The 19,513-nt window shown below is 65.6% G+C and carries 15 protein-coding genes; 5 read left to right on the top strand and 10 right to left on the bottom strand.

All coding sequences use genetic code 11. From position 1 onward, the window contains the following. Positions 1 to 474: 474 nt before the first annotated feature. Positions 475 to 2,721: a ComEC/Rec2 family competence protein gene (locus ACP7BY_RS05880; protein WP_249340823.1), complete on the bottom strand. Its 2,247-nt coding sequence runs from the start codon at positions 2,719 to 2,721 to the stop codon at positions 475 to 477. A 28-nt stretch (positions 2,722 to 2,749) separates the two neighbouring features. On the opposite strand from ACP7BY_RS05880, the gene gltX reads away from it, so the two are divergent. The 3 genes from gltX to ACP7BY_RS05865 are packed head-to-tail and all read left to right on the top strand — an operon-like array spanning position 2,750 to position 5,720. After that, positions 2,750 to 4,222, top strand: a complete 1,473-nt coding sequence (gene gltX / locus ACP7BY_RS05875; protein WP_052192564.1) for a glutamate--tRNA ligase — start codon at positions 2,750 to 2,752, stop codon at positions 4,220 to 4,222. A 20-nt stretch (positions 4,223 to 4,242) separates the two neighbouring features. Continuing rightward, positions 4,243 to 5,529 (top strand): citrate synthase, encoded by a 1,287-nt coding sequence (locus tag ACP7BY_RS05870; RefSeq protein ID WP_033967370.1) that lies wholly within the window; start codon positions 4,243 to 4,245, stop codon positions 5,527 to 5,529. A 5-nt stretch (positions 5,530 to 5,534) separates the two neighbouring features. After that, positions 5,535 to 5,720 carry a hypothetical protein gene (locus ACP7BY_RS05865; protein WP_033967377.1) on the top strand — a complete coding sequence of 62 codons (186 nt, stop codon included), beginning with the start codon at positions 5,535 to 5,537 and terminating at the stop codon, positions 5,718 to 5,720. A 30-nt stretch (positions 5,721 to 5,750) separates the two neighbouring features. Here ACP7BY_RS05865 and ACP7BY_RS05860 read toward each other — a convergent pair whose 3' ends face one another. From ACP7BY_RS05860 to ACP7BY_RS05840, 5 genes are all read right to left on the bottom strand, one after another. Continuing rightward, positions 5,751 to 7,247, bottom strand: a complete 1,497-nt coding sequence (locus ACP7BY_RS05860) for a globin-coupled sensor protein (protein ID WP_137902628.1) — start codon at positions 7,245 to 7,247, stop codon at positions 5,751 to 5,753. 145 nt (positions 7,248 to 7,392) lie between these two features. Further along, entirely contained in the window at positions 7,393 to 8,787 is a 1,395-nt protein-coding gene (locus ACP7BY_RS05855) for a sensor histidine kinase (protein ID WP_137902629.1), read from the bottom strand. Beyond that, positions 8,784 to 9,899 carry a DUF2336 domain-containing protein gene (locus ACP7BY_RS05850; RefSeq protein WP_033967369.1) on the bottom strand — a complete coding sequence of 372 codons (1,116 nt, stop codon included), beginning with the start codon at positions 9,897 to 9,899 and terminating at the stop codon, positions 8,784 to 8,786. Before ACP7BY_RS05850 ends, ACP7BY_RS05855 begins: the two co-directional genes overlap by 4 nt. 35 nt (positions 9,900 to 9,934) lie before the next feature. Next, on the bottom strand, positions 9,935 to 11,095 hold the full coding sequence (locus ACP7BY_RS05845) for a hypothetical protein (protein WP_137902630.1): 1,161 nt from the start codon (positions 11,093 to 11,095) through the stop codon (positions 9,935 to 9,937). A gap of 50 nt (positions 11,096 to 11,145) precedes the next feature. Further along, positions 11,146 to 11,439, bottom strand: a complete 294-nt coding sequence (locus ACP7BY_RS05840) for a hypothetical protein (protein ID WP_033967368.1) — start codon at positions 11,437 to 11,439, stop codon at positions 11,146 to 11,148. A gap of 82 nt (positions 11,440 to 11,521) precedes the next feature. Between ACP7BY_RS05840 and ACP7BY_RS05835 the strand changes: the two genes are divergently transcribed. Next, positions 11,522 to 13,831 carry a hypothetical protein gene (locus tag ACP7BY_RS05835; RefSeq protein WP_033967375.1) on the top strand — a complete coding sequence of 770 codons (2,310 nt, stop codon included), beginning with the start codon at positions 11,522 to 11,524 and terminating at the stop codon, positions 13,829 to 13,831. A gap of 26 nt (positions 13,832 to 13,857) precedes the next feature. On the opposite strand, the gene ACP7BY_RS05830 is transcribed toward ACP7BY_RS05835, so the two are convergent. The 4 genes from ACP7BY_RS05830 to ACP7BY_RS05815 form a co-directional block, all read right to left on the bottom strand. Further along, a complete protein-coding gene (locus ACP7BY_RS05830) occupies positions 13,858 to 14,271 on the bottom strand; it encodes an Hpt domain-containing protein (RefSeq protein ID WP_033967367.1) in 414 nt (137 codons plus the stop codon). Between the two features lie 152 nt (positions 14,272 to 14,423). Further along, complete coding sequence (gene der, locus ACP7BY_RS05825) at positions 14,424 to 15,821, bottom strand: ribosome biogenesis GTPase Der (RefSeq protein ID WP_033967366.1); 1,398 nt, start codon at positions 15,819 to 15,821, stop codon at positions 14,424 to 14,426. Positions 15,822 to 15,887: 66 nt separating this feature from the next. Beyond that, entirely contained in the window at positions 15,888 to 16,631 is a 744-nt protein-coding gene (locus ACP7BY_RS05820; protein ID WP_033967365.1) for an NUDIX hydrolase, read from the bottom strand. Next, entirely contained in the window at positions 16,628 to 17,476 is an 849-nt protein-coding gene (locus tag ACP7BY_RS05815; RefSeq protein ID WP_033967374.1) for an oxygenase MpaB family protein, read from the bottom strand. Before ACP7BY_RS05815 ends, ACP7BY_RS05820 begins: the two co-directional genes overlap by 4 nt. 218 nt (positions 17,477 to 17,694) lie before the next feature. Between ACP7BY_RS05815 and ACP7BY_RS05810 the strand changes: the two genes are divergently transcribed. Further along, positions 17,695 to 19,497 (top strand): CocE/NonD family hydrolase, encoded by a 1,803-nt coding sequence (locus tag ACP7BY_RS05810; protein ID WP_231565369.1) that lies wholly within the window; start codon positions 17,695 to 17,697, stop codon positions 19,495 to 19,497. Positions 19,498 to 19,513 lie beyond the last annotated feature (16 nt).

Genomic DNA, 19,513 nt, shown 5'->3' with positions numbered 1-19,513 from the left:
GGCAGGCACGTTAAAAAGCCATCTGCTTTCCGCCAATTGCGTAGATAGCCATCTTCAAGCATTCTACTATGGGCAAGTCCGGTGGGAAACACGACTTGAAGCGCGAGATTTGGTTTAAAAAGGTTCTATGGAGCTACATGCCCTGTAATCTGACGGGCCTCTTATTAATTTGTGGACTCGTCTTTATCGGGGTTGGCGGGGTTTTTGTGGGGCAGTGGGCGCTGCGAGCCGCCGATGTAGACGGTGCGGACGACTGGCCCTTTTTGCTGATAATCCCGACCGTTATCTCTGGGTGGATCATCGCAGAACGCCATAGTTAAGTTCATAGTGAGCCGCAGTTTGAACGACCGCTTCCCACCAAAATTTGGCCGCGCCGGGCGGGGAGGATGATGTCGGGCCAATTCTATACCGGTCGGTGTTTCAGATATGCTGCCGTCCGACGGGCGCTCCGCCTTCGCGCAACCGAGAAGCCCGTCATCGACGCCCGGCCATCGCTTGATCCCTTCTCCCACTCCCACCAAAGCGTCCGTGCCGTACCCCCGGCAATACCGGCATCGTCACCCACGGATGCCGGTCGCCCGCATGGCGCACCGTGCGAACCGACGCCGTGCCAAGCGCGATCGCCACTCCCCCGCTGCGGGCCAGCGTCGCCCGGTCGAGCCGTAGCCAGCGCGGTGCGCAGCGGCGCGGCAGGCGGCGTTCGCTGATGACGATGTCGGCCTCTGCGCACGCCGCCATCAGATCGGGCGCGGGGACGAGATAGGCGCTGCGCGTCGCGAGGATGCGCCAGTCGCGGCCGCCGGCGCGGCGCGTCATCAGGCACAGGTCGCGGCTGCAGCGCGCTTCGGGCTGTTCGGACATCAGCACCGGTAGGTCCTCAATCCCGCCATTCTCCGCCAGCATGTCGGCGGTGTAATCGCCGGTACGGTCGCGCAGCAGCGCCAGATCGCCGCGTGCTGTGCGGATCGCGACGTGGCGGCCGTCGCCCGTCACCAGCACGTCTGGCGCGGGCGTCAGCAGCGCCCATACCGCGCCGACCGCGAGCGGCAGCAGCCCCAACCGCCGCCAGCGCGTGCGCCATAACGCCAGCCACAGGCCACCCACCACCATCAGGGCGTAAGCAGCACCGGGCATGGCGGGCAGCGGCGCGACCGATCCGGGAATGGCGGCGGTGGTGTGCGCGATCCACAGCAGTAGATCGAGCGAGCGCGCCGTCGCCCACCAGAACGGTGCCCCCGCGCCGATGCAATCAAAGAGCAATGCCAGCGCCTCCAGCGGCATCGTCACGAAGGTGGTGAGCGGAATCGCCACGATATTGGCGACCGCGCCGTACACCCCGGCTTTCTGAAAGTGGAACAGCGAGATCGGCAGCAGCGCCAGTTCCACGACAAGGCCCGTCAGCAACAACGAAGCGAGCTCGCGCGCCAGCTTTGCCAGCCGAGATTGCTCGCGCGGGCCGAACCAGCCGCGGACCGCGGGGTGCTCGTTGAGCGCGATGATCGAGGCGACCGCGGCGAAGGACAGCTGGAAGCTCGGCCCCGCCAGCGCCTCGGGATAGAGCAGCAACACCACCACCGCGCCCGCTGCAACCAGCCGCAGCGTCAGCGCCTCGCGCCCCAGCGCCAGCGCGATCAGCACGAATAAGGCCGCGACGCAGGACCGGATCGTCGGCACTTCGGCCCCGGTCAGCAGCGTATAGCCGATCGCCGCGAGCGCCCCCGCTCCCGCTGCAATCAGCGGCAAGCGCCAGCGCAAGGCCAGCCACGGGCTGAGCGCGAGCAGGCGCATCACCAGCACCATCACCGCGCCGACCGCCGCCGTGATGTGCAAGCCGCTGACCGAGAGCAAATGCGCAAGACCCGAACGGCGCATCGCCTCATTGTCGGCCATCGGGATGCTGCCCTGGTCGCCGGTAGCCAGCGCGGCGGCAATGCCCCCTGCCCCGCCCCCGCCTGCTTGCGCCTGAATATGCTGCGACAATCGCACGCGCAGCCCCGCTTCCGCCGCCGTGCCGCCACCCGCGATGACGCGGATCGGCGCGAAGCCACGCCCAGTCGCGCCGATTCCGTCGAACCAGGCGGTGCGGGCATAATCATAGGCTCCGGGCACGGCGGGTTCGGGGGGCGGCATCAGCCGCGCCGACAACAACAGCGTGGCTCCCGGCGCCAGCCCGACTGGAACATCGGCGTCGGTCAAATTGACGCGCAGATGCGCGGGGAGCGTTGGCAGCGGCTGGGGCGGCCCGCGCCGTTCGGGCACCGCCAGCACCCGGATCGGCGCGAGCCGCACACGCACGAGCCCCCGCGCCACCAGCGGCTCCACCCGCTCGACCCGCGCGGAGAAGGTTGCGATCGTCGGGCGCGCCAGCACGCCCGCCGCGACTCGCTCGGCGCGGCCCCAGATCAGTGCCAGCCCAAGCAGGACGCAAAAACCGCCGACCGCAACCACCCGCGCCGCCCGCCCATGCCGCGCGAACGCCACGCCGCCAAGCGCCACCGCCACCGCAAGACACCCCACCGCACGCCACGCCACCGGATCGGGCAGCACGAACCACAAGGCGATCCCCGCCCCCAGCGCCACCGGCACCCACAGCGCCAGTTGGTCGCGCTCCGCCTCAAGCCACCGCTCGAGTCGGGCATTGACGGCAGCAAACCCCCGAAGCACGCCGATTTGAAGCGCGGGAAGGTGCGTGCTAGGGGCGCTGAAGGCTGATCCGGCCATCCATCCTCAAGTCTGGGAGCATGCGCGATTGAGCGCAATATCTGATCCTGCCACGGCCCCTGCCGTCGGCGCCACCACCACCCCCAACGACGCCACGGTCGTCACCCGGTTCGCGCCGTCGCCGACCGGCTTCCTGCACATTGGCGGGGCGCGTACCGCCTTGTTCAACTGGCTCTATGCCCGTCATCATGGCGGCAAGTTCCTGCTGCGCATCGAAGATACCGATCGTGCGCGTTCGACCCAGCCCGCGATCGACGCGATTTTGACGTCGATGCGCTGGCTCGGGCTCGATTGGGACGGCGAGGAAGTGTTCCAGTTCGCCCGTGCGGCGCGCCATGCCGAGGTCGCTTATCAATTGCTGGCGGCGGGCCAGGCGTACAAATGCTTCGCCACCGCCGACGAGCTGACCGAAATGCGCGAGGCGCAAAAAGCGGCGGGCAAGCCGATGCGCTATGACGGCCGCTGGCGCGACCGTTCGCCCGACGAGGCCCCCGAGGGCGCGCCGTTCGTCGTGCGGCTGAAAGCACCGCGCGAGGGTGCCACCACGATCGAGGACCGCGTCCAGGGCAGCGTCACCGTGCAGAATGCCGAGCTCGACGATTTCGTCCTGCTGCGTTCGGACGGCACGCCGACCTATATGCTGGCAGTGGTGGTCGACGATCACGACATGGGCGTCACCCACATCATCCGTGGCGACGACCATCTCAACAACGCCTTCCGCCAGCTTCCCATCATGCGCGCGATGAATGCGATCGAGGGCGGCTGGCCCGACCCGGTCTATGCGCACATTCCGCTGATCCACGGGTCGGACGGTGCCAAGATGTCCAAGCGCCACGGCGCGGTCGGCGTCGAATTCTATCGCGACGAACTTGGCATTTTGCCCGAAGCATTGGAAAATTATCTGCTGCGGCTCGGCTGGGGGCATGGCGATGACGAAGTCATCAGCCGTGACCAGGCGATCGCGTGGTTCGATCTGGACGGCGTCGGCAAATCACCTGCACGTTTCGATTTGAAGAAACTCGAGAATTTGAACGGCCAGTATATTCGCCAGGCCGACGATGCGCGCCTGGCTGAGCTGGTTGCGCCACGACTCGAGGTCACGCCGAACTCGGAACAGCTCGATCTTCTGCGTCGCAGCATGGCATCGCTGAAACCGCGCGCGGCCAATCTCAATGAATTGGCCAGCGGTGCTGGCTTTCTTTTTCGCACTCGCCCCCTTGAGATGGATCACGATGCGACAGCGCTGCTGTCGGGTTCTGCCCCCGCATTGCTCGCCCAGCTGCACGCGGCGCTTGACGCGGTCGAAGACTGGGATACGGAGGCGCTCGAAGCTGCGGTTCGGCAGGTCGCCGACGATGCAGGGGTCAAGCTCGGTCAAGTCGCGCAACCGCTGCGCGCCGCATTGACCGGACGCAAGACCTCGCCTGGGATCTTCGACGTGCTCGACTTGCTCGGGCGCGACGAGAGCCTGGGGCGTATCGCCGACCAGATGGCCGCATAGACGTCACGAAAGGACGACCGATGACTGACACTGTCAAGCTGAACGCCGCGGACAAGGATCTCGATTTGAAGGTCCTGCACGGTAGCGTGGGTCCGGACGTGATCGATATTCGAAAACTCTATGCCCAGACTGGTATGTTTACCTACGATCCGGGCTTCACCTCGACCGCAAGCTGCGATTCGGCGATCACCTATATCGATGGCGATGAGGGCGTACTGCTCCACCGCGGTTACCCGATCGGGCAGTTGGCCGAACAGTCGAGCTTCATGGAGGTGTGCCACCTCCTCCTGAACGGCGAGCTGCCGACCAAGGACGAACTCGACAAGTTCACCTACACGATCAGCCGCCACACGATGCTGCACGAGCAGCTCGCGACCTTCTATCGCGGTTTCCGGCGGGACGCGCATCCGATGGCGATCATGTGCGGTGTCGTCGGCGCGCTTTCGGCCTTCTATCAGGATTCGGCCGACATCACCGATCCGCAGCAGCGCATGATCGCGAGCCACCGGTTGATCGCCAAGATGCCGACGATCGCGGCGATGGCGTATAAATATTCGATCGGCCAGCCGTTCATGAGCCCCAAGAACGACCTCAGCTACACCGGCAACTTCCTGCGCATGACCTTCGGCGTGCCCGCAGAGGAATATGTCGTCGATCCGGTGATCGAAAAGGCGATGGACCGTATCTTCATCCTCCACGCCGACCATGAGCAGAACGCGTCGACCTCGACCGTCCGCCTCGCGGGTTCGTCGGGTGCCAATCCCTTCGCGTGCATCGCGGCGGGCATCGCCTGCCTGTGGGGCCCGGCGCATGGCGGTGCCAATGAAGCCGCGCTCAACATGCTGCGCGAAATCGGCACGGTCGACCGCATCCCCGAGTACATCGCGCGCGCCAAGGACAAGAACGATCCGTTCCGCCTGATGGGCTTCGGCCATCGCGTGTACAAGAATTACGATCCGCGCGCGACCGTGATGCAGCAGACCGTGCGGGAAGTGTTCGCCGCGATGAAGGTGTCGGACCCCGTGTTCGACGTCGCGCTGAAGCTCGAGGAAATGGCGCTGAGCGACCCGTATTTCATCGAAAAGAAGCTGTTCCCGAACGTCGATTTCTATTCGGGCGTCATCCTCTCGGCGATCGGTTTCCCGACGACGATGTTCACCGCGCTGTTCGCGCTCGCGCGCACCGTCGGCTGGGTCGCGCAGTGGAACGAGATGATCGCCGATCCGGAGCAGAAGATCGGCCGTCCGCGTCAGCTCTACACGGGCCCGACGCAGCGCGATTACGTGCCGCTCGACGCCCGCTCGTGAAAGCGGTGAAGGCGCTCGCCCTGGTGGCGGGCGTCGTCCTGCTGGCCTTCGGGCTGCTGTTTGCGGGCCAGGGCCTTGGCATCATCCTGTGGCCCGCGTCGAGCTTCATGCTCGCTCAGCGCGAATGGGCGGTGTACGGCGCGCTTATCGCGCTGGCGGGCGTTGCGCTGCTGTGGTGGTCGCGGCGCTGAGCGTTGGTCGCACGCAGGCATATTCGGCGTTTATTGAACCGAAGTACTGCCTGCGGCATTAACGGCGCGGCCGTTCGCACGAGATGGGCGACGAGCGGCGGGGCGTGCCGTCTCCCCGGTATTTCCCGTCTTGAACCGCTCGGTCTGCTGCGCAAGCGATCCCACCTCGGCGGTCAGGTTGCGCGCCGCTGCCGACGTTTCCTCGACCATCGCGGCGTTCTGCTGCGTTGTGCGATCCATCGAGCTGATCGCGCTTGAGATTTCGCTGAGCGCCGACGACTGTGCGGCGGCATCGTCCGCCATCGAGCCGAGCAGATGGTGCACCTTCTCCACATCGCCCGAGATGTTGGTCAGCGACGTATCGACATTTTTCACGGCATGGACTGCGGTTCCGATATCGGCCTGAGTCACGGTCAACTGATCGCGGGCGCGCTTCGCCTCTTCCTCGGCGCGCATCGCAAGGGCCGAAACCAGATCGGCAACGACCGCGAAGCCCCGCCCGGAATCTCCGGCGCGCCCCGCTTCGACCGCCGCGTTCATGGCCAGAACGCGCGTTTGAAACGCAATCTTGTCGAGGCCTTCGATTACGGAATCGATGCCCTTGGCGCTTTCACCGACACGGATCATGGCTTGGACCGCCTGGTCTGCGGTCGCGCGACCGTTGGCGACAGTGTCGGTCGCCTGCTGCGCACGGTTGACCGTCTCGGCCGTCGCGGCGGCGGTAGCCCTGAGCCGCAAGTCGATCTGCACAAGCGATGCCGACGTCTGCTCAAGACTGGCGGCAGTGCCCTCGGTCCGCCGCGCAAGGTCTTCCGACGCGTGGGCGATTTCCGAAGAGCCGGTACGAATGCCAGCGCTGCTCGCCACCACGCTACCGATCAACCCACGCAAGGACGTAAGCGCCTGGTTGAAGCTCGTCTCGATCGCGGCAAAGGCCGACGGCATGTTTGCAATGTCGTTGCTCAGATCGCCGTCGGCAAGCGCGGCCAAAGCCTGCGACAGGCTTTCGATTGCTCTGTTGCGCTCTGCTTGCGCTTCTTCGAAGTAGATCGAAACCGACAATTCCATGTCGAGTAAGGCGGCCTTGACGATCGCGCTGCTGGCATCGGCTGCGCTCGGACCGCGGAAGAGCGACAACAGGCGCCGCCACGGCGACAAATGGCGCGCGATACCTGCGATCAGATTTTCCAGGACGAGCCCGTAGGCACCGATATACCAGCGCGGCTCAAGGCCGATGCGGGCATGGACCGCGCCGATGCGGCGGACGCTGGCGTGAAAATCCTGATCGAACGTGCCCGTCGCGATACGCGTCCAGTGGCTTTCCTGTGCCCGCTTGGCATGAGCCATATGCTGGTCGTCGCGAAAAAAAGCCGCGGTTTCCGGGGTCCTTCGGGCAGTGTGATAGAAACGGTCCAGTGCCGGACCAAGCAAAGTTCGAACTACCGGTTGTAGCTCCGCCAATACGGCCCGCTGCTGTTTGTCAATCGCCATGAAATCCAGGCGGGTTTGAACATCCTTGTCAATCATGTAGAATTGTCCCGATGTATTGGCACCGTTCGGCCCCTCATCGCTTTATAGACTACGAAATTAGACAATCGGACTCGACAGGCGCATTTTTGTGCGACCTTTCACTAGGCCAATAATGCGAGTGTCGCCAAAGTCCGCGGGTTTATCAGCGGCCCGGCAGGGTGAATACAAACCGTGCACCTTGCCCTGGGGCCGAATCCACCGTCACGTCGCCGCCCATCGCGCGCGCCAAACGGCGCGCTATGTAAAGCCCGAGCCCGCTGCCACCGACCTCGCGCGGATCGACGCGTTCGAACTTTTCAAAAATGCGGGCCTGATCCGCTAGCGCGATGCCCTTCCCCTGATCCGCGACGATCACCGCTGCAACTGTGCCTTCGCGCTCCGCGCGCACCCAGACCATCCCGTCGGTCGGCGAATAGCGAACGGCGTTGCCGATCAGATTGACCAACACTTGGAGGGCGCGACGGAATTCTCCGGTCGCGGCCAGTGTCTCGCCCAGCGACGGGCGGTCGATCCGCACCTTCGCTTCGGATGCGCGGACCTGCAGCAATCCTGCGGCGCGGCGTGCCACGTCGGCCAGGTCGATGGCTTCCTTGGCCACCACGAAATCGGGCCGCTCGATCGCCTGGAGATCCACCAGATCGTCGACCAAGCCCATCAAGTGCCGCCCGGCGCTGGCAATGTCGGCGGCATAATCGGCGTAATCCTGCCGCAAAGGCCCTTCCGACTGGGCATGAATGCTGTCGGCATTGGCGATGATGCGATCGAGCGGCGCGCGCAGCGCTTGATCCAGCCGCATCGCAAAAGCGGTGGTGACGGCATCCGCAGCTGCGGGCGCAGCGGGCGGGATCACCGTCGGCGGAACGCTGTCGTCCAGCGCATACGCTGCACCGACAAAGCCGGAAAAGGCCCCATGGGCGTCGGTCCGTGGCGTGGCGGCAAGACGAACGCGATGCCCGGTCGCGCGAATCGTCGCCACTTGATCGTCGAAGCGTTGCTGCAACGCCAACCCGCCGAGAATCGGGAAGACCCCGCCATCCCCCTCCCCCAGTACGAACAAGCGGGTGAGCGGCTGGCCCAGCATTGCTCCGGCATCGAAGCCATAACGTGCCCCGGCCGACAGCGACAGGAAGGTCAGCCGCAACGCGCTGTCGGTTTCCCACAGCCAATCGCCCTCGCTTCGCAGAAAGTCGGTGGCGCGCTCCTCGGCCGCCGCCGCCGGTTGCCATGCCGCGCGACTGCGCCAGCCGGTGATGTGCAAACGGACATTGCCCGACGTCGCAGCGGATTCGGGCTCGGCCCGGACCCACAATTCCAGATCATCCGGCCCATCCGCCGCAACCACGCCGCGCGATACCAGAATACCAAGCCGCTGCGCCAACCGCGCGAGCGCGGCGATTTGGGGCACCGCCAGCGGCTGCCCGATGTCGCCACCGGCGCGCGCGTTGAGGTCATGAAGGCGCTGATCCGCCTCGACCAGACGCCCGTCCCGATCGACCATGCCGCGCACCGGCGGCAACATTGGCTCACTCACGTTCATTGGTGCGTCCTCCGCCCCAGTGCCACCAGGGCCGCACGATAATCGCGATGCAGCAACAATGGGGCAAGGGCGTGGCGGGCCGTCGCGGGGGAAATCGCCAGAATGTCGTCAATCCCGTCGGCGAAACGATCGAGGTTTCGAGCCGGGTCCGCCTCGCAAAGCGCAAGCCCGATCCGCGCGATCGCCGCACGATCCAGTTCCAGCGCCCGTAACACCAGCCAGAACCGGCTGCCGTCGCGATCGAGAACGATCTCGCGCGCGTCGCTATAATCAAGCCCCAGCGCGCGCGCGAGCAACGCGATGAACAGCGAGAGACGCCGATCGGCCAGCGCCTCGACCAGGAGGATCGCCAATTCGCTCGCCTGTGGATCGAGCGCGCTGGCCAGGCGCAGCGCTGTGGCTTCCAGCCGATCGCCCTCATCATGCGCGGCGATGCTGCGAAGCGCGGCATCGACCAATGCGCGATCAAGCAGCGCTTGCGATTCGCTTTCCAGCGGCCCCATGCTCTCGCGGATCGCCGCCGCGACCCACCAGATGACTCGGTGATGCAGCTCGGCGGGAAGATCGGTAACGGCAGGCTGGCCGGGGGTGGGCGCAACCCGGCGACGGCTTTCCGCCGTCATCAAGGCGACGGCACTGGCCGAGATAACGCGATCTGCCGCACCGGCAAGACGTGGCAACAGGCTCGGACGGTCGGGATCGTCGGGCGATTCACCTGACAATGCATCGGTCAGAAGATCCTGTTGGACGCGGCCAAGCAGCTCTCGCATCAGTTCGGGATCGCGCAAAACGCCGGCTTGCGCCAGGCGCTGAAAAATCGACGGTTCCTCCGCTTCAATGGCGGCGGACAGGGGCGCTGCCTCGCGCGCCAGCAGCAAACGAGCGGCGTGGTGGCGCAACGCGCCTTCTACCGCCTGGACCAGATCGCCGAGCGTCGCCGCCATCGCGATTCGCGTGCGATCGTCCAGTCGCGCGGCATCTGCCAGGAAAAAGTCTGCAATGGCCACGCGCAGCCGATCGTCGGCGTGCGAATCCGCCGTCGCTGCCCGTGTGAGCAGTGCCGTGACGGCCCGATCGGCCGCGTCATCCTTGTCGCCACATTCATTCGACATGATCTCGGCAATAAGGGGTTGTCGTTAAAGCGAGACTAAGGCTTTTCGAGAAAGCCCTCAATGGCGACCGCCAGCGTCACGACAGCGTATAGTGCGGCAGCGCCTAGCGCGAACAGCGGCTGCCCCACCGCCAACAGCGGCAGCATAACCAGCGGATAGGCGACGGGGCTGGCCCATAAACGCCGGACCGGTGCCGATCCGGCGATCCGTTCGAGCAGAGCCGCAATGATAATGAAGGCAAATGCGAGGATCAGACCGGCCGGTCGATCTGCGCCATAGCCGACCAGCAGGGCGGCCACCGCGACAATTGCCGGGGTGGCATGCGTCGCGAGGCGCGCCACCGCGCCCTCGTCGCGGACCCAGGCCAGCGCCGCTGCGATCGCGGCGATGGCAATGGCAAGGTACGTCACTGCCATCCCGGCCGCAGCGTGCCCAAGAAAAATCGTCAACCAACCGCCAAGCGCAACGGCCACGCCCCCCGCCAGCAACGCGATCGATCCGACGCCGCGCGTCATCAGCGGTGGCAATATCAGGCGAACGAGCGGCGACAGCAAAAAGCGTTCGGCCCAACGCGCCGGTTTGCTGACCAGCGCCGCGACTGTTCCATTGCCACGCGCGGCCAGAGCCTGCGTACTGCGCTCGATACTGTGCCCGGGGGCCATATGCGGATCGAGCCGGACCTGATCCGCCGCCGCCTGCGCCGCAACCCGCAGCAAGGTCGACTGAAAATCGTAATCCCGCGGCAAGGCGGCGACTTCGGCAATGCGCTTGCAATCCAGCAAGGCGAGGCCCGCCCACGCCACATTGGCCCCGACACGTTCATAATGCGGATCCATCTGGTCGGTGACCAGCAGCGTATCCTGCGGCGCGGCGGCAATCGCCTGGACGACGTCGCCCGTGGTCACCACGCCGTCCGCGACGACAAGCACGCGCGCGAGCGGATGGAGTTTTTCCAGCACTTCGCGCGCACTGCGCACTGCATCGACCGATACGCCGCGCCGCCCGATGCGGCTGATCGCGCCCAGCAATTCCGGCGTCATCCGCGCGACGACAAGAATGATGTGGGTCGCGCCCGCCGCCACCAATAAGCGCGCCTGGAACTCGATCAGCGTCAACCCGCCAAAAGGCAGGGTCGCCGCGAGTACACCCGCGCGATCATCGGCATCTTCGGTCGCAAAAATCAATCCAGCCAGCATCGCCTAGCTGTTAGGGGCTCGACTCGATTAAGGCAAAGCCCGCAAAACGATCACAGCCGCTCCACTGCGCGGCGCAAGCGCCGCATCAGCGCGGGGTCATGCGCAGTCGCCTCTGCCGCCTCGGTCGCGATCGCCATCAGCCGGATTGCCCCGAAACTCGCCGCGAGGCCGCGCATCCGCCATGCCGCAGCCCGCCACGCCTCGTCACCCTGTGCCGCGTCCAGCACGCCCAATCCGCGCTCGACGCTCTCCAGAAATGCGCCGCGCAGTTCCGCGATCAGGGCGGGCTCATCGCCCACCGCTGCCGCCAAGGTCGCATCGATTGCACCGGGATCATAGGCCATTGCGCCCGTCTAGCGGGGGAAGCGTTAAGACAAGGTTTCGCTATTCGCTTTGAACTGGCGACTTTCGTGATAAACAAGCATGATGAACGGGGGTTCTCGCATCATAGACCTGCGGCCGCACAGCGCCGCGCCACCCGCCGAAGCCGACGCGGAAGAAGCTGTGGCAATGGCGGAGTTTGCGCCCATGCCGGAGGATCCCATCGAACTGACCGAAGCGATTGACGATGAGCTACCGTCGCGGTCGGTGCCGTGGCTCCCGATTTTGGGGATGCTCGCATCGCTGGGGTGGATCGGCGCGATGCTGTGGTTGTCGCGGGACAGCTTGGCCACGCTGACGCCGCCTGCGCTGGTCAATTTCGTGGCCGGGCTGTGCGTGCCGCCGGCATTGATCGCGATTTTACTGGTACTGGCGCTTCGCACCAGCACCGCCGAGGCGCGTCGCTTCGGACAGACGGCACAGGCGATGCGCGCCGAGGCCGCCAGCCTCGAACGCACCGTCGCGGCCCTGGCGCACAGCATCGAGAGCAACCGCGCGAACCTGGCCGAGCAAACCAGTGCCCTGATGGCGTTGGGCGACGGAGCGGTTGCGCGGATGGCCTCGATCGGGTCGGGCCTGACCGCGCAAATCACGACCGCCGACGCCCATGCGGCAACCTTGGCTACGGCGGCTGACCAGGCGCATACGCGGCTCGAAGTGCTGCTGGCGCTGTTGCCGCGCGCGCATAACGAGACCGACGGGCTGGCGCAGTTGCTCAAGGAGACGGGCGTTACCGCGAGCGAACATGCCGCCGCGCTCGACGCCCAACTCACCGCGCTGGCGGAGCGCGGGCGGGAGGCCGATGCCGTGGCAAACGGGGCTGCCCAGAAGCTCGCGGCGCATATCACGCGGATGGAAGTGACCAGCGAGACCGCCGGCGCGCGGCTGGAACAGGTCACCGGCGACATGTCGCATGCGGTGGACGGGCTGCTCGGTCGCACTGCCGACGCCGTCGACGAAGCTCGCAAGGGGATCGCTGCACAGGGCGAAGCCATGCTGGCGATGCTTGGCACCAACCAGGCCGCGCTGGAGCGCGCCGCACACGACAGTGCCGAAGGCCTGGCCGCGCGCATCGCCGAGATCGAAACCCTGATCGATCGCGTCGCCGCCCGCCTCGCCGATCAACGTGCGGCCAGCGACACCATCGTCGAAGAGATCGACCAGGGACTCGTCCGCGTTTCCGAAACCTTCGAGACGCTCCATGACCGGGGTATTCAACGGACCCAGTCGCTGGCAGCATCGATCAGCGCGCTCGGCGGATCGGCCGATGCGATGACCGAAGCGCTCAAGACCGGCGACGAAATGGCGACACATGCCATCGCCTCGACCGAACATTTGCTGATGGCGCTCGATTCCGCCGCCCGCGAGATCGACGAGACCCTGCCCGAAGCGCTGGCCCGCCTCGACGACCGCCTTGGCGTCAGCCGCAAGATCGTTGGCCAGGCCAAGCCCGAATTGCTGTCGCTGGTGACGGCTGCGGAGAGCACGCACGACGCGATCGAATCGATCGCCCATGTCATCGCGCTCCAGCGCGACACCGTCAACGAACTGGCGAGCACGCTGCTCGACACGCTGTCCGACGGCAAGATCAAGGCCGATGCGCTGGGCGAAATGGTCGACGATACGATCGGGCGCACGCATCGCTTTGCCGAAGACGCCGCCCCCCGGCTGGTCGAGGCACTGCTGCGCGTTCGCGATACCGCCAGCGCCGCGGCCGACCGTGCGCGCGAAACGCTCGCAACCGTCATCCCCGAGGCGGCGCACGCTTTGGAACAGCAAAGCGCCGCCGCGATGGAACGCGCGACCCGCGTCGCGGTCGAACGTCAACTCGCCAGCATCGGAGAAGCGGGCGAAGCCGCCGCCGACGCCGCCGCGCGTGTATCCGAACGGCTTACGCAGCAAATGCTCGCCATCGCCGATTCAACCGCTTCGGTCGAAAGCCGCCTGCAGGATGCGCGCGCCGAGCGTGAAAATGCCGATCAGGAAACGCTGGCGCGCCGTGTTTCTTTGCTGATCGAATCGCTCAATTCCGCTTCGATCGACATCGCCAAGACCTTCTCCACAGACGTGTCGGACAGCGCCTGGTCAGCCTATCTCAAGGGCGATCGCGGGGTGTTCACGCGCCGCGCAGTACGCCTGCTGGATAGTGCCGAAGCGCGCGAGATTGCGCGCCTGCACGAAGAGGATCCGGCCTTCCGGGAGCAGGTCAATCGCTACATTCACGATTTCGAGGCGATGCTCCGCACGATCCTGTCGCAGCGCGATGGCTCCCCGCTTGGGGTTACGATCCTGTCGTCCGACATGGGCAAGCTGTACGTCGCGCTGGCACAGGCGATCGAACGCCTGCGTGCCTGATCTGCTCTGCCGGGCAGTCTAGGCCGTCAATTTGCCCGCCGCCCAAAGGTCGGGCGGCGCTCGACCAACGGATTGGACTCCCGCTCCAGTTTCGCCAACGTCTGCTCGAACAGCGGCCGCAGCGCGACAATATCCTCGAGGGCCTCGTCGGGCGTGTCACGGTTTTCCACGCAATCGCGCGCAATCGCTTCGATCCGCTCGGCAAGGATCGCCAGCGGCTCGGCCCCGAACTGACGCGCTTCGCCTTTCAGGGTGTGCGCCGGAATCACCATCGCTGCCGCATTGCGCGCGCGCATCGCGGTTTCGATCGCGGCGACGGACTTGACCCCGTCTTCCCGGAAATAGCCCAAAATGCGGACGAAGCCCGCACCCAGCTCGGCACGGGCCCGCGTAAACACGTTCCAGTCGATCAGGATGGTCTCATCGAGCGTCACCGTCATCTCCTCCAAGCCGCACTCTCAGTCGAAAGTACCACTTGCTTCTACGCGCGCGAAGTAAACGAGCCGTTGACGCGGGGCAGAATCATTTCGGGCGCGTGACTACCAAGTGGCTGGCGTTACGCGATAAGTCGGCTGCAGTGCCGACTCCGGGATCAGCGGTCGAACGGGTTCTTCGGTGCCCGTAAAGTTAGCCGCACCGGCACCGCACCAAAGCCCAGATCGCGGCGAATGCCGTTGATGAGATAGCGCTGATAGCTGGTCGGCAACTGGTCCACCCGCGTGCCGAACAGCACGAAGCCGGGCGGACGCGTCTTGGCTTGCGTCAGGTAGCGCAGCTTGATGCGCTTGCCACCGGGTGCGGGCGGCGGATTGGCCTCGACCGCCTTTTCGAACCAGCGGTTGAGTTCCCCGGTGCCGACGCGGCGCGACCAGGCGTCGCGCGTCTCGAACGCGACTTTCAGCAGCACGTCGATGCCCTTGCCGGTCGCGCCCGACACCGTGAGCACGGGCATCCCCTTGATCTGGCTGAGCCCTTCTTCCAGTGCACCGCGAATGCCGTTGAACAGGCTGGAGCCGTTTTCGGCGATATCCCATTTGTTGATCGCGACGATCAGCGCGCGGCCTTCCTGCAGCGCGGCATCGGCGATGCGCAGATCCTGCGATTCGAGCCCGCGCGTGGCATCGAGCAGCAGCACCACGACTTCGGCGAAATCGATCGCGTGGAGTGCATCGGCGACCGACAGCTTTTCGAGCTTGTCCTGCACATTGGCGCGCTTGCGCATGCCCGCCGTGTCGATCAGGCGCACCTTGCGGGCATTTTCACCCGGCTCGCGCTCGGGATCGTGCCAAACCCAGTCGACCGCGATCGAATCGCGCGTGATCCCGGCCTCGGGGCCGGTGATTAAGCGGTCTTCGCCGAGGATGCGGTTGATCAGCGTCGATTTGCCGGCATTGGGACGACCGATGATGGCGAGCTTGAGCGGCGCTTCCGGGCTATACTCGCCCTCGTCATCCGCATTGGGGATATCGGCACCATATTCGTCCTTGTCGGGCTCGATATAGGGCAGCAGCGCGTCGAACAGTTCGACCAGCCCCTCGCCATGTTCGGCCGACAATTCAACGGGATCGCCAAAGCCAAGCGACAGCGATTCAAGGATGCCGTCGGCCCCTGCCTTGCCCTCGGCCTTGTTGGCGACGAGGATGACGGGCGTGGTGGATCCGCGCAGCCAGCGTGCGATTTCCTCGTCGAGCGGGACGATGCCGACACGCGAATCGAACAGGAACAAGGCGACATCGGCTTGTGCGACCGCCGCCTCGGTCTGCGCGCGCATGCGGCCGGGCAGCGACGCGGCGTCCTGATCCTCATAACCCGCAGTATCGATGACGCGGAAATCGAGGCCGACCAGCGTGGCATCACCTTCGCGGCGATCGCGTGTCACGCCGGGGCGATCATCGACAAGCGCCAGCTTTTTGCCGACGAGACGGTTGAACAGGGTCGATTTGCCGACATTGGGCCGGCCGATAATCGCGACCACGGGAAGATTGGGCATGACGGCTCCTTACGCCACGCGCGCGCTTTCGTCACCCCCGCGCAATTCGGGGCCGGAACCGGGGTTCTACCCGCGCATCACCCCGGCAATCGGTTCCGAGGTGACCGGATAGCCAAGGTCGTCGGGAATACAGAGATGCTCGCCCCCATCGCGTTGCTCGATCCACGGCGTGACCGCGCGGATTTCGTGCGCAGCGGCGTGCGCGGCAGCGGCGGCGAAGCTGTCGAATTGCGCGAGGCGCTCCAGATTGCGCCGCGTCGGGAAGATGATACGCGCGCGTCCTGCATCGGCGTCATCCAGCACACCTTGCGCGGTCGACCAGAAGACGCGGACATTCTCGGTATCGTCGACCACCGCCTCCGGACCATCGAGCGGAGCCTGCGCCAGATAGAAACGCGTATCGAAAATCCGCGCGGGCGCGTGCGACGGCAGCCAGCGCGCGAAGGGGACGAGCTGCGCAGGGTCGAGCGCGAGATCGAGTTCGCGCAGCACCGCGCCCAGCGCCTCGCCCCGGTGGAGCGCCGCGCGCAACTCGGCAAAGATGGCGTCGGGCATCGGCGGCAAGCCGATGGGCAGCCCGACTTCCTCGATCGTCTCGCGGATCGCACCGATGCGGGCGGCCATGTCCTCAGGGTCGCCGCCGAGTTCAAGCGCGAGCGCGCGGTCGCCGGGGTCGATCCGCCCGCCGGGAAAGACCAATGCGCCGCCTGCAAACACCATCGCTTTGGAGCGTTCGACGAAGAGGAGCTCCGGCACCCTCCCGCGCTGCCGGAACAGCACGAGCGTGGCGGCGGGGATAGGTGCCGTCATGCGCGGAACGCCCAGCGCAAGGTGCTGGCAATGCCGAAGGTGCCTGCGCGCAGCAACGGTCGGCCGAACTCCGGTTGGGCGAGACCATGCATCGTGCGCGCCCAGCCCGGCAGCAGGTCCACCCCCGCTTGCAACGTCATCGCCTGAAACGGCCCCGCCGCCAGCGAGGGCGCTGGCTGATCGAGCAACACGCGCGCCACCTCGCGCGTCCGGGTATCGACCCGCAATTGAGGACGCATCGCAGTCATGATCGCCTCCGCCTCGGCGCGGGTGTGCGGCACAGGCGACACGCCCAGCGGCTCGGCAATGCGGGCCATTTCGGCGACATAGCGATCCTGATCGGCACGGCTCATCGTGGGTTCGCCATAGCGAATCCAGCCGTCGAGGAAACACAGCACCTCGCACACATGCACCCAGGCGAGCAGATCAGGGTCACTCGCCAGATAGGGCGTACCATCGGGCAAGGTTCCGCCGACATGATCGTGGATTCGCCGCACTTTGGCGAGCACCGCCCGCGCGTCGTCCGGCGCGCCGAAGGTGGTGACCGCGATGAAGCGCGCGGTGCGGCGCAAGCGCCCCTGCATGTCCTCGCGAAAGCCCGAATGGTCCCACACCCCCGCCAGCACCTTGGGATGGAGCATCTGCAGCAGCAGCGCGGCAATGCCGCCGACCAGCATCGACGTCACATCGCCATGCACGCGCCAGGCGACCGAATCCGGCGGGAACAGCGCGTCCGGGCTACGCACAACCGGTGTTTCGCCCCGCGTCTTGTCGTTGAACAGCGCGCGCACTTGCCCGACGATGAGCCCTTTCAGCGGACGAGTCAGGCGATCGGTTGGCGACATAAGCGGCATCGTGCCTGAATGGTTGGGATGGCGATAGGGTCCGTGTCGATCCACAATCGCGCTGCCCGCCCTCTTCCCGCGAAATCGCTTCCCCGGTTTCGTGGCGCGTGATTATACCGTGCCATCGTCTGTCATTTCGCGAGGCCCCATTGCGCATTCTTCCGCTCACGCTTGCCCTGCTCGCCACGCCCGCCTTGCTTTCGGCGCAAACCGCGCCGATGACACCCGACACCGTCGCGGTGTATCAACAGGTTCGCCCGCAAGCCGATTACATCCGCCGCGAAGTGATGGTGCCGATGCGCGATGGGACCAAGCTGTTCACCGTCATTGTGATGCGCAAGGGCACGCACGGCGGCCCGATCCTGCTCAGCCGCACGCCCTATGACGCCGGCAAGGCGACCTGGCGCAACCCCAGCCAGAAGATCGAGGAAATCCTGCCGATCGCCGATGCCGAGTTCGTCAATGACGGCTATATCCGCGTCTATCAGGACGTGCGTGGGCTGGGCAAATCCGAGGGCGACTATGTCACGACGCGCCCGTTGCGCGGGCCGCTCAACCCGACTGCGGTCGACCATGCCACCGATGCCTATGACACGATCGACTGGCTGGTGAAGAACGTGCCCGAGACGAACGGCAAGGTCGGCATTACCGGCTCTTCCTATCTCGGTTTCACCTCGCTGATGGCGCTGATCGATCCGCATCCCGCGCTGAAGGCGGCGGTGCCGCAAAGCCCGATGGTCGATGGCTGGGTCGGCGACGACTGGTTCCACAATGGCGCGTTCCGCCAAACCAACTTCGACTACATCGTCGGCCAGACCGCCAAGAAGGGCGGCGCGATTGCCGATGGCACCGGCGACGATTACGACGCCTATCTGAAGGCGGGGTCGGCGGGCGATTTTGCCCGCGCTTATGGCATCGACATCTTCCCGGCGATCCGCAAGCTGATGGAACATCCCGCTTACGACCAATTCTGGCAGGAACAGGCGGTCGATAAACTGCTCGCCAAGCGCAAGCTGACCGTACCGACGATGGTCGTGGTCGGCGAATGGGACCAGGAAGACAGCTATGGCGCGCCTGCAGTATTCAAGGCGCTGAAGGACAAGGACCCGAATGCGCCGATTTCGCTGGTGATCGGGCCGTGGCGGCATAGCGGCGTCAATTATGATGGCACCAGTCTTGGCGCATTGCAGTTCGAGGGCGATACCGGGCTGCAATTCCGCCGCAACACGATGAAGCCCTTTCTCGACCGCTATCTGAAGGACACCCCCGCCGACACCGCGCCGACCCCGGCGGCGATCACCTATGCCAGCGGGATCAACCAATGGCAGTCCTTCACGCACTGGCCTGCGGGCAAGGCGACGCCGCTATATCTCCAGGCGGATAACAGCCTCAGCTTCACCGCCCCCGCCACGGCTGGCCAGGAACGCTACATCTCCGATCCGGCCAAGCCCGTGCCGTTCGTCACCCAGCCGGTGCATATGAAGGATCGTTCGGTGTGGACGACGTGGCTGGTCGCCGACCAGCGCTTCGTCTCCAGCCGTCCCGACGTGCTGAGCTATCAGACCGGCGTGCTCGACAAGCCGGTGCATATTGCGGGCGCGCCGCAAGTCGATCTGTTTGCCGCCACCAGCGGCACCGACAGCGACTTCGTGGTCAAGCTGATCGACGTCTACCCGGATGAGAACAGCGCGCACCCGGCGCTGGCGGGGTATCAATTACCGATCGGCATCGAAATCTATCGTGGGCGCTATGTGCATGGTCGCGCCACCCCCGCCGCGCTGAAGCCGGGCAAGGTCGAGAACTACAAATTCGGCCTGCCCAATGTGAACCACGTGTTCCTGCCCGGCCACCGCATCATGGTGCAGGTGCAATCGAGCCTGTTCCCGCTCTACGATCGCAACCCGCAGACCTTCGTGCCCAACATCTTCAACGCCAAGCCGGGCGACTATCATGCGGCGACCCAGACGATCGTCCACGCGCCGGGCGCCGCCAGCGCTGTGTGGCTGCCGGTGGTGGAGTGAACGGCACCGCGTCTTT

The sequence above is a fragment of the Sphingomonas sp. PSPC2-2 genome, from assembly GCF_049897725.1.
GTDB lineage: Bacteria > Pseudomonadota > Alphaproteobacteria > Sphingomonadales > Sphingomonadaceae > Sphingomonas.
Note: the sequence above shows the minus strand (reverse complement) of the source record. Positions and strands in the feature narration are given on the sequence as shown.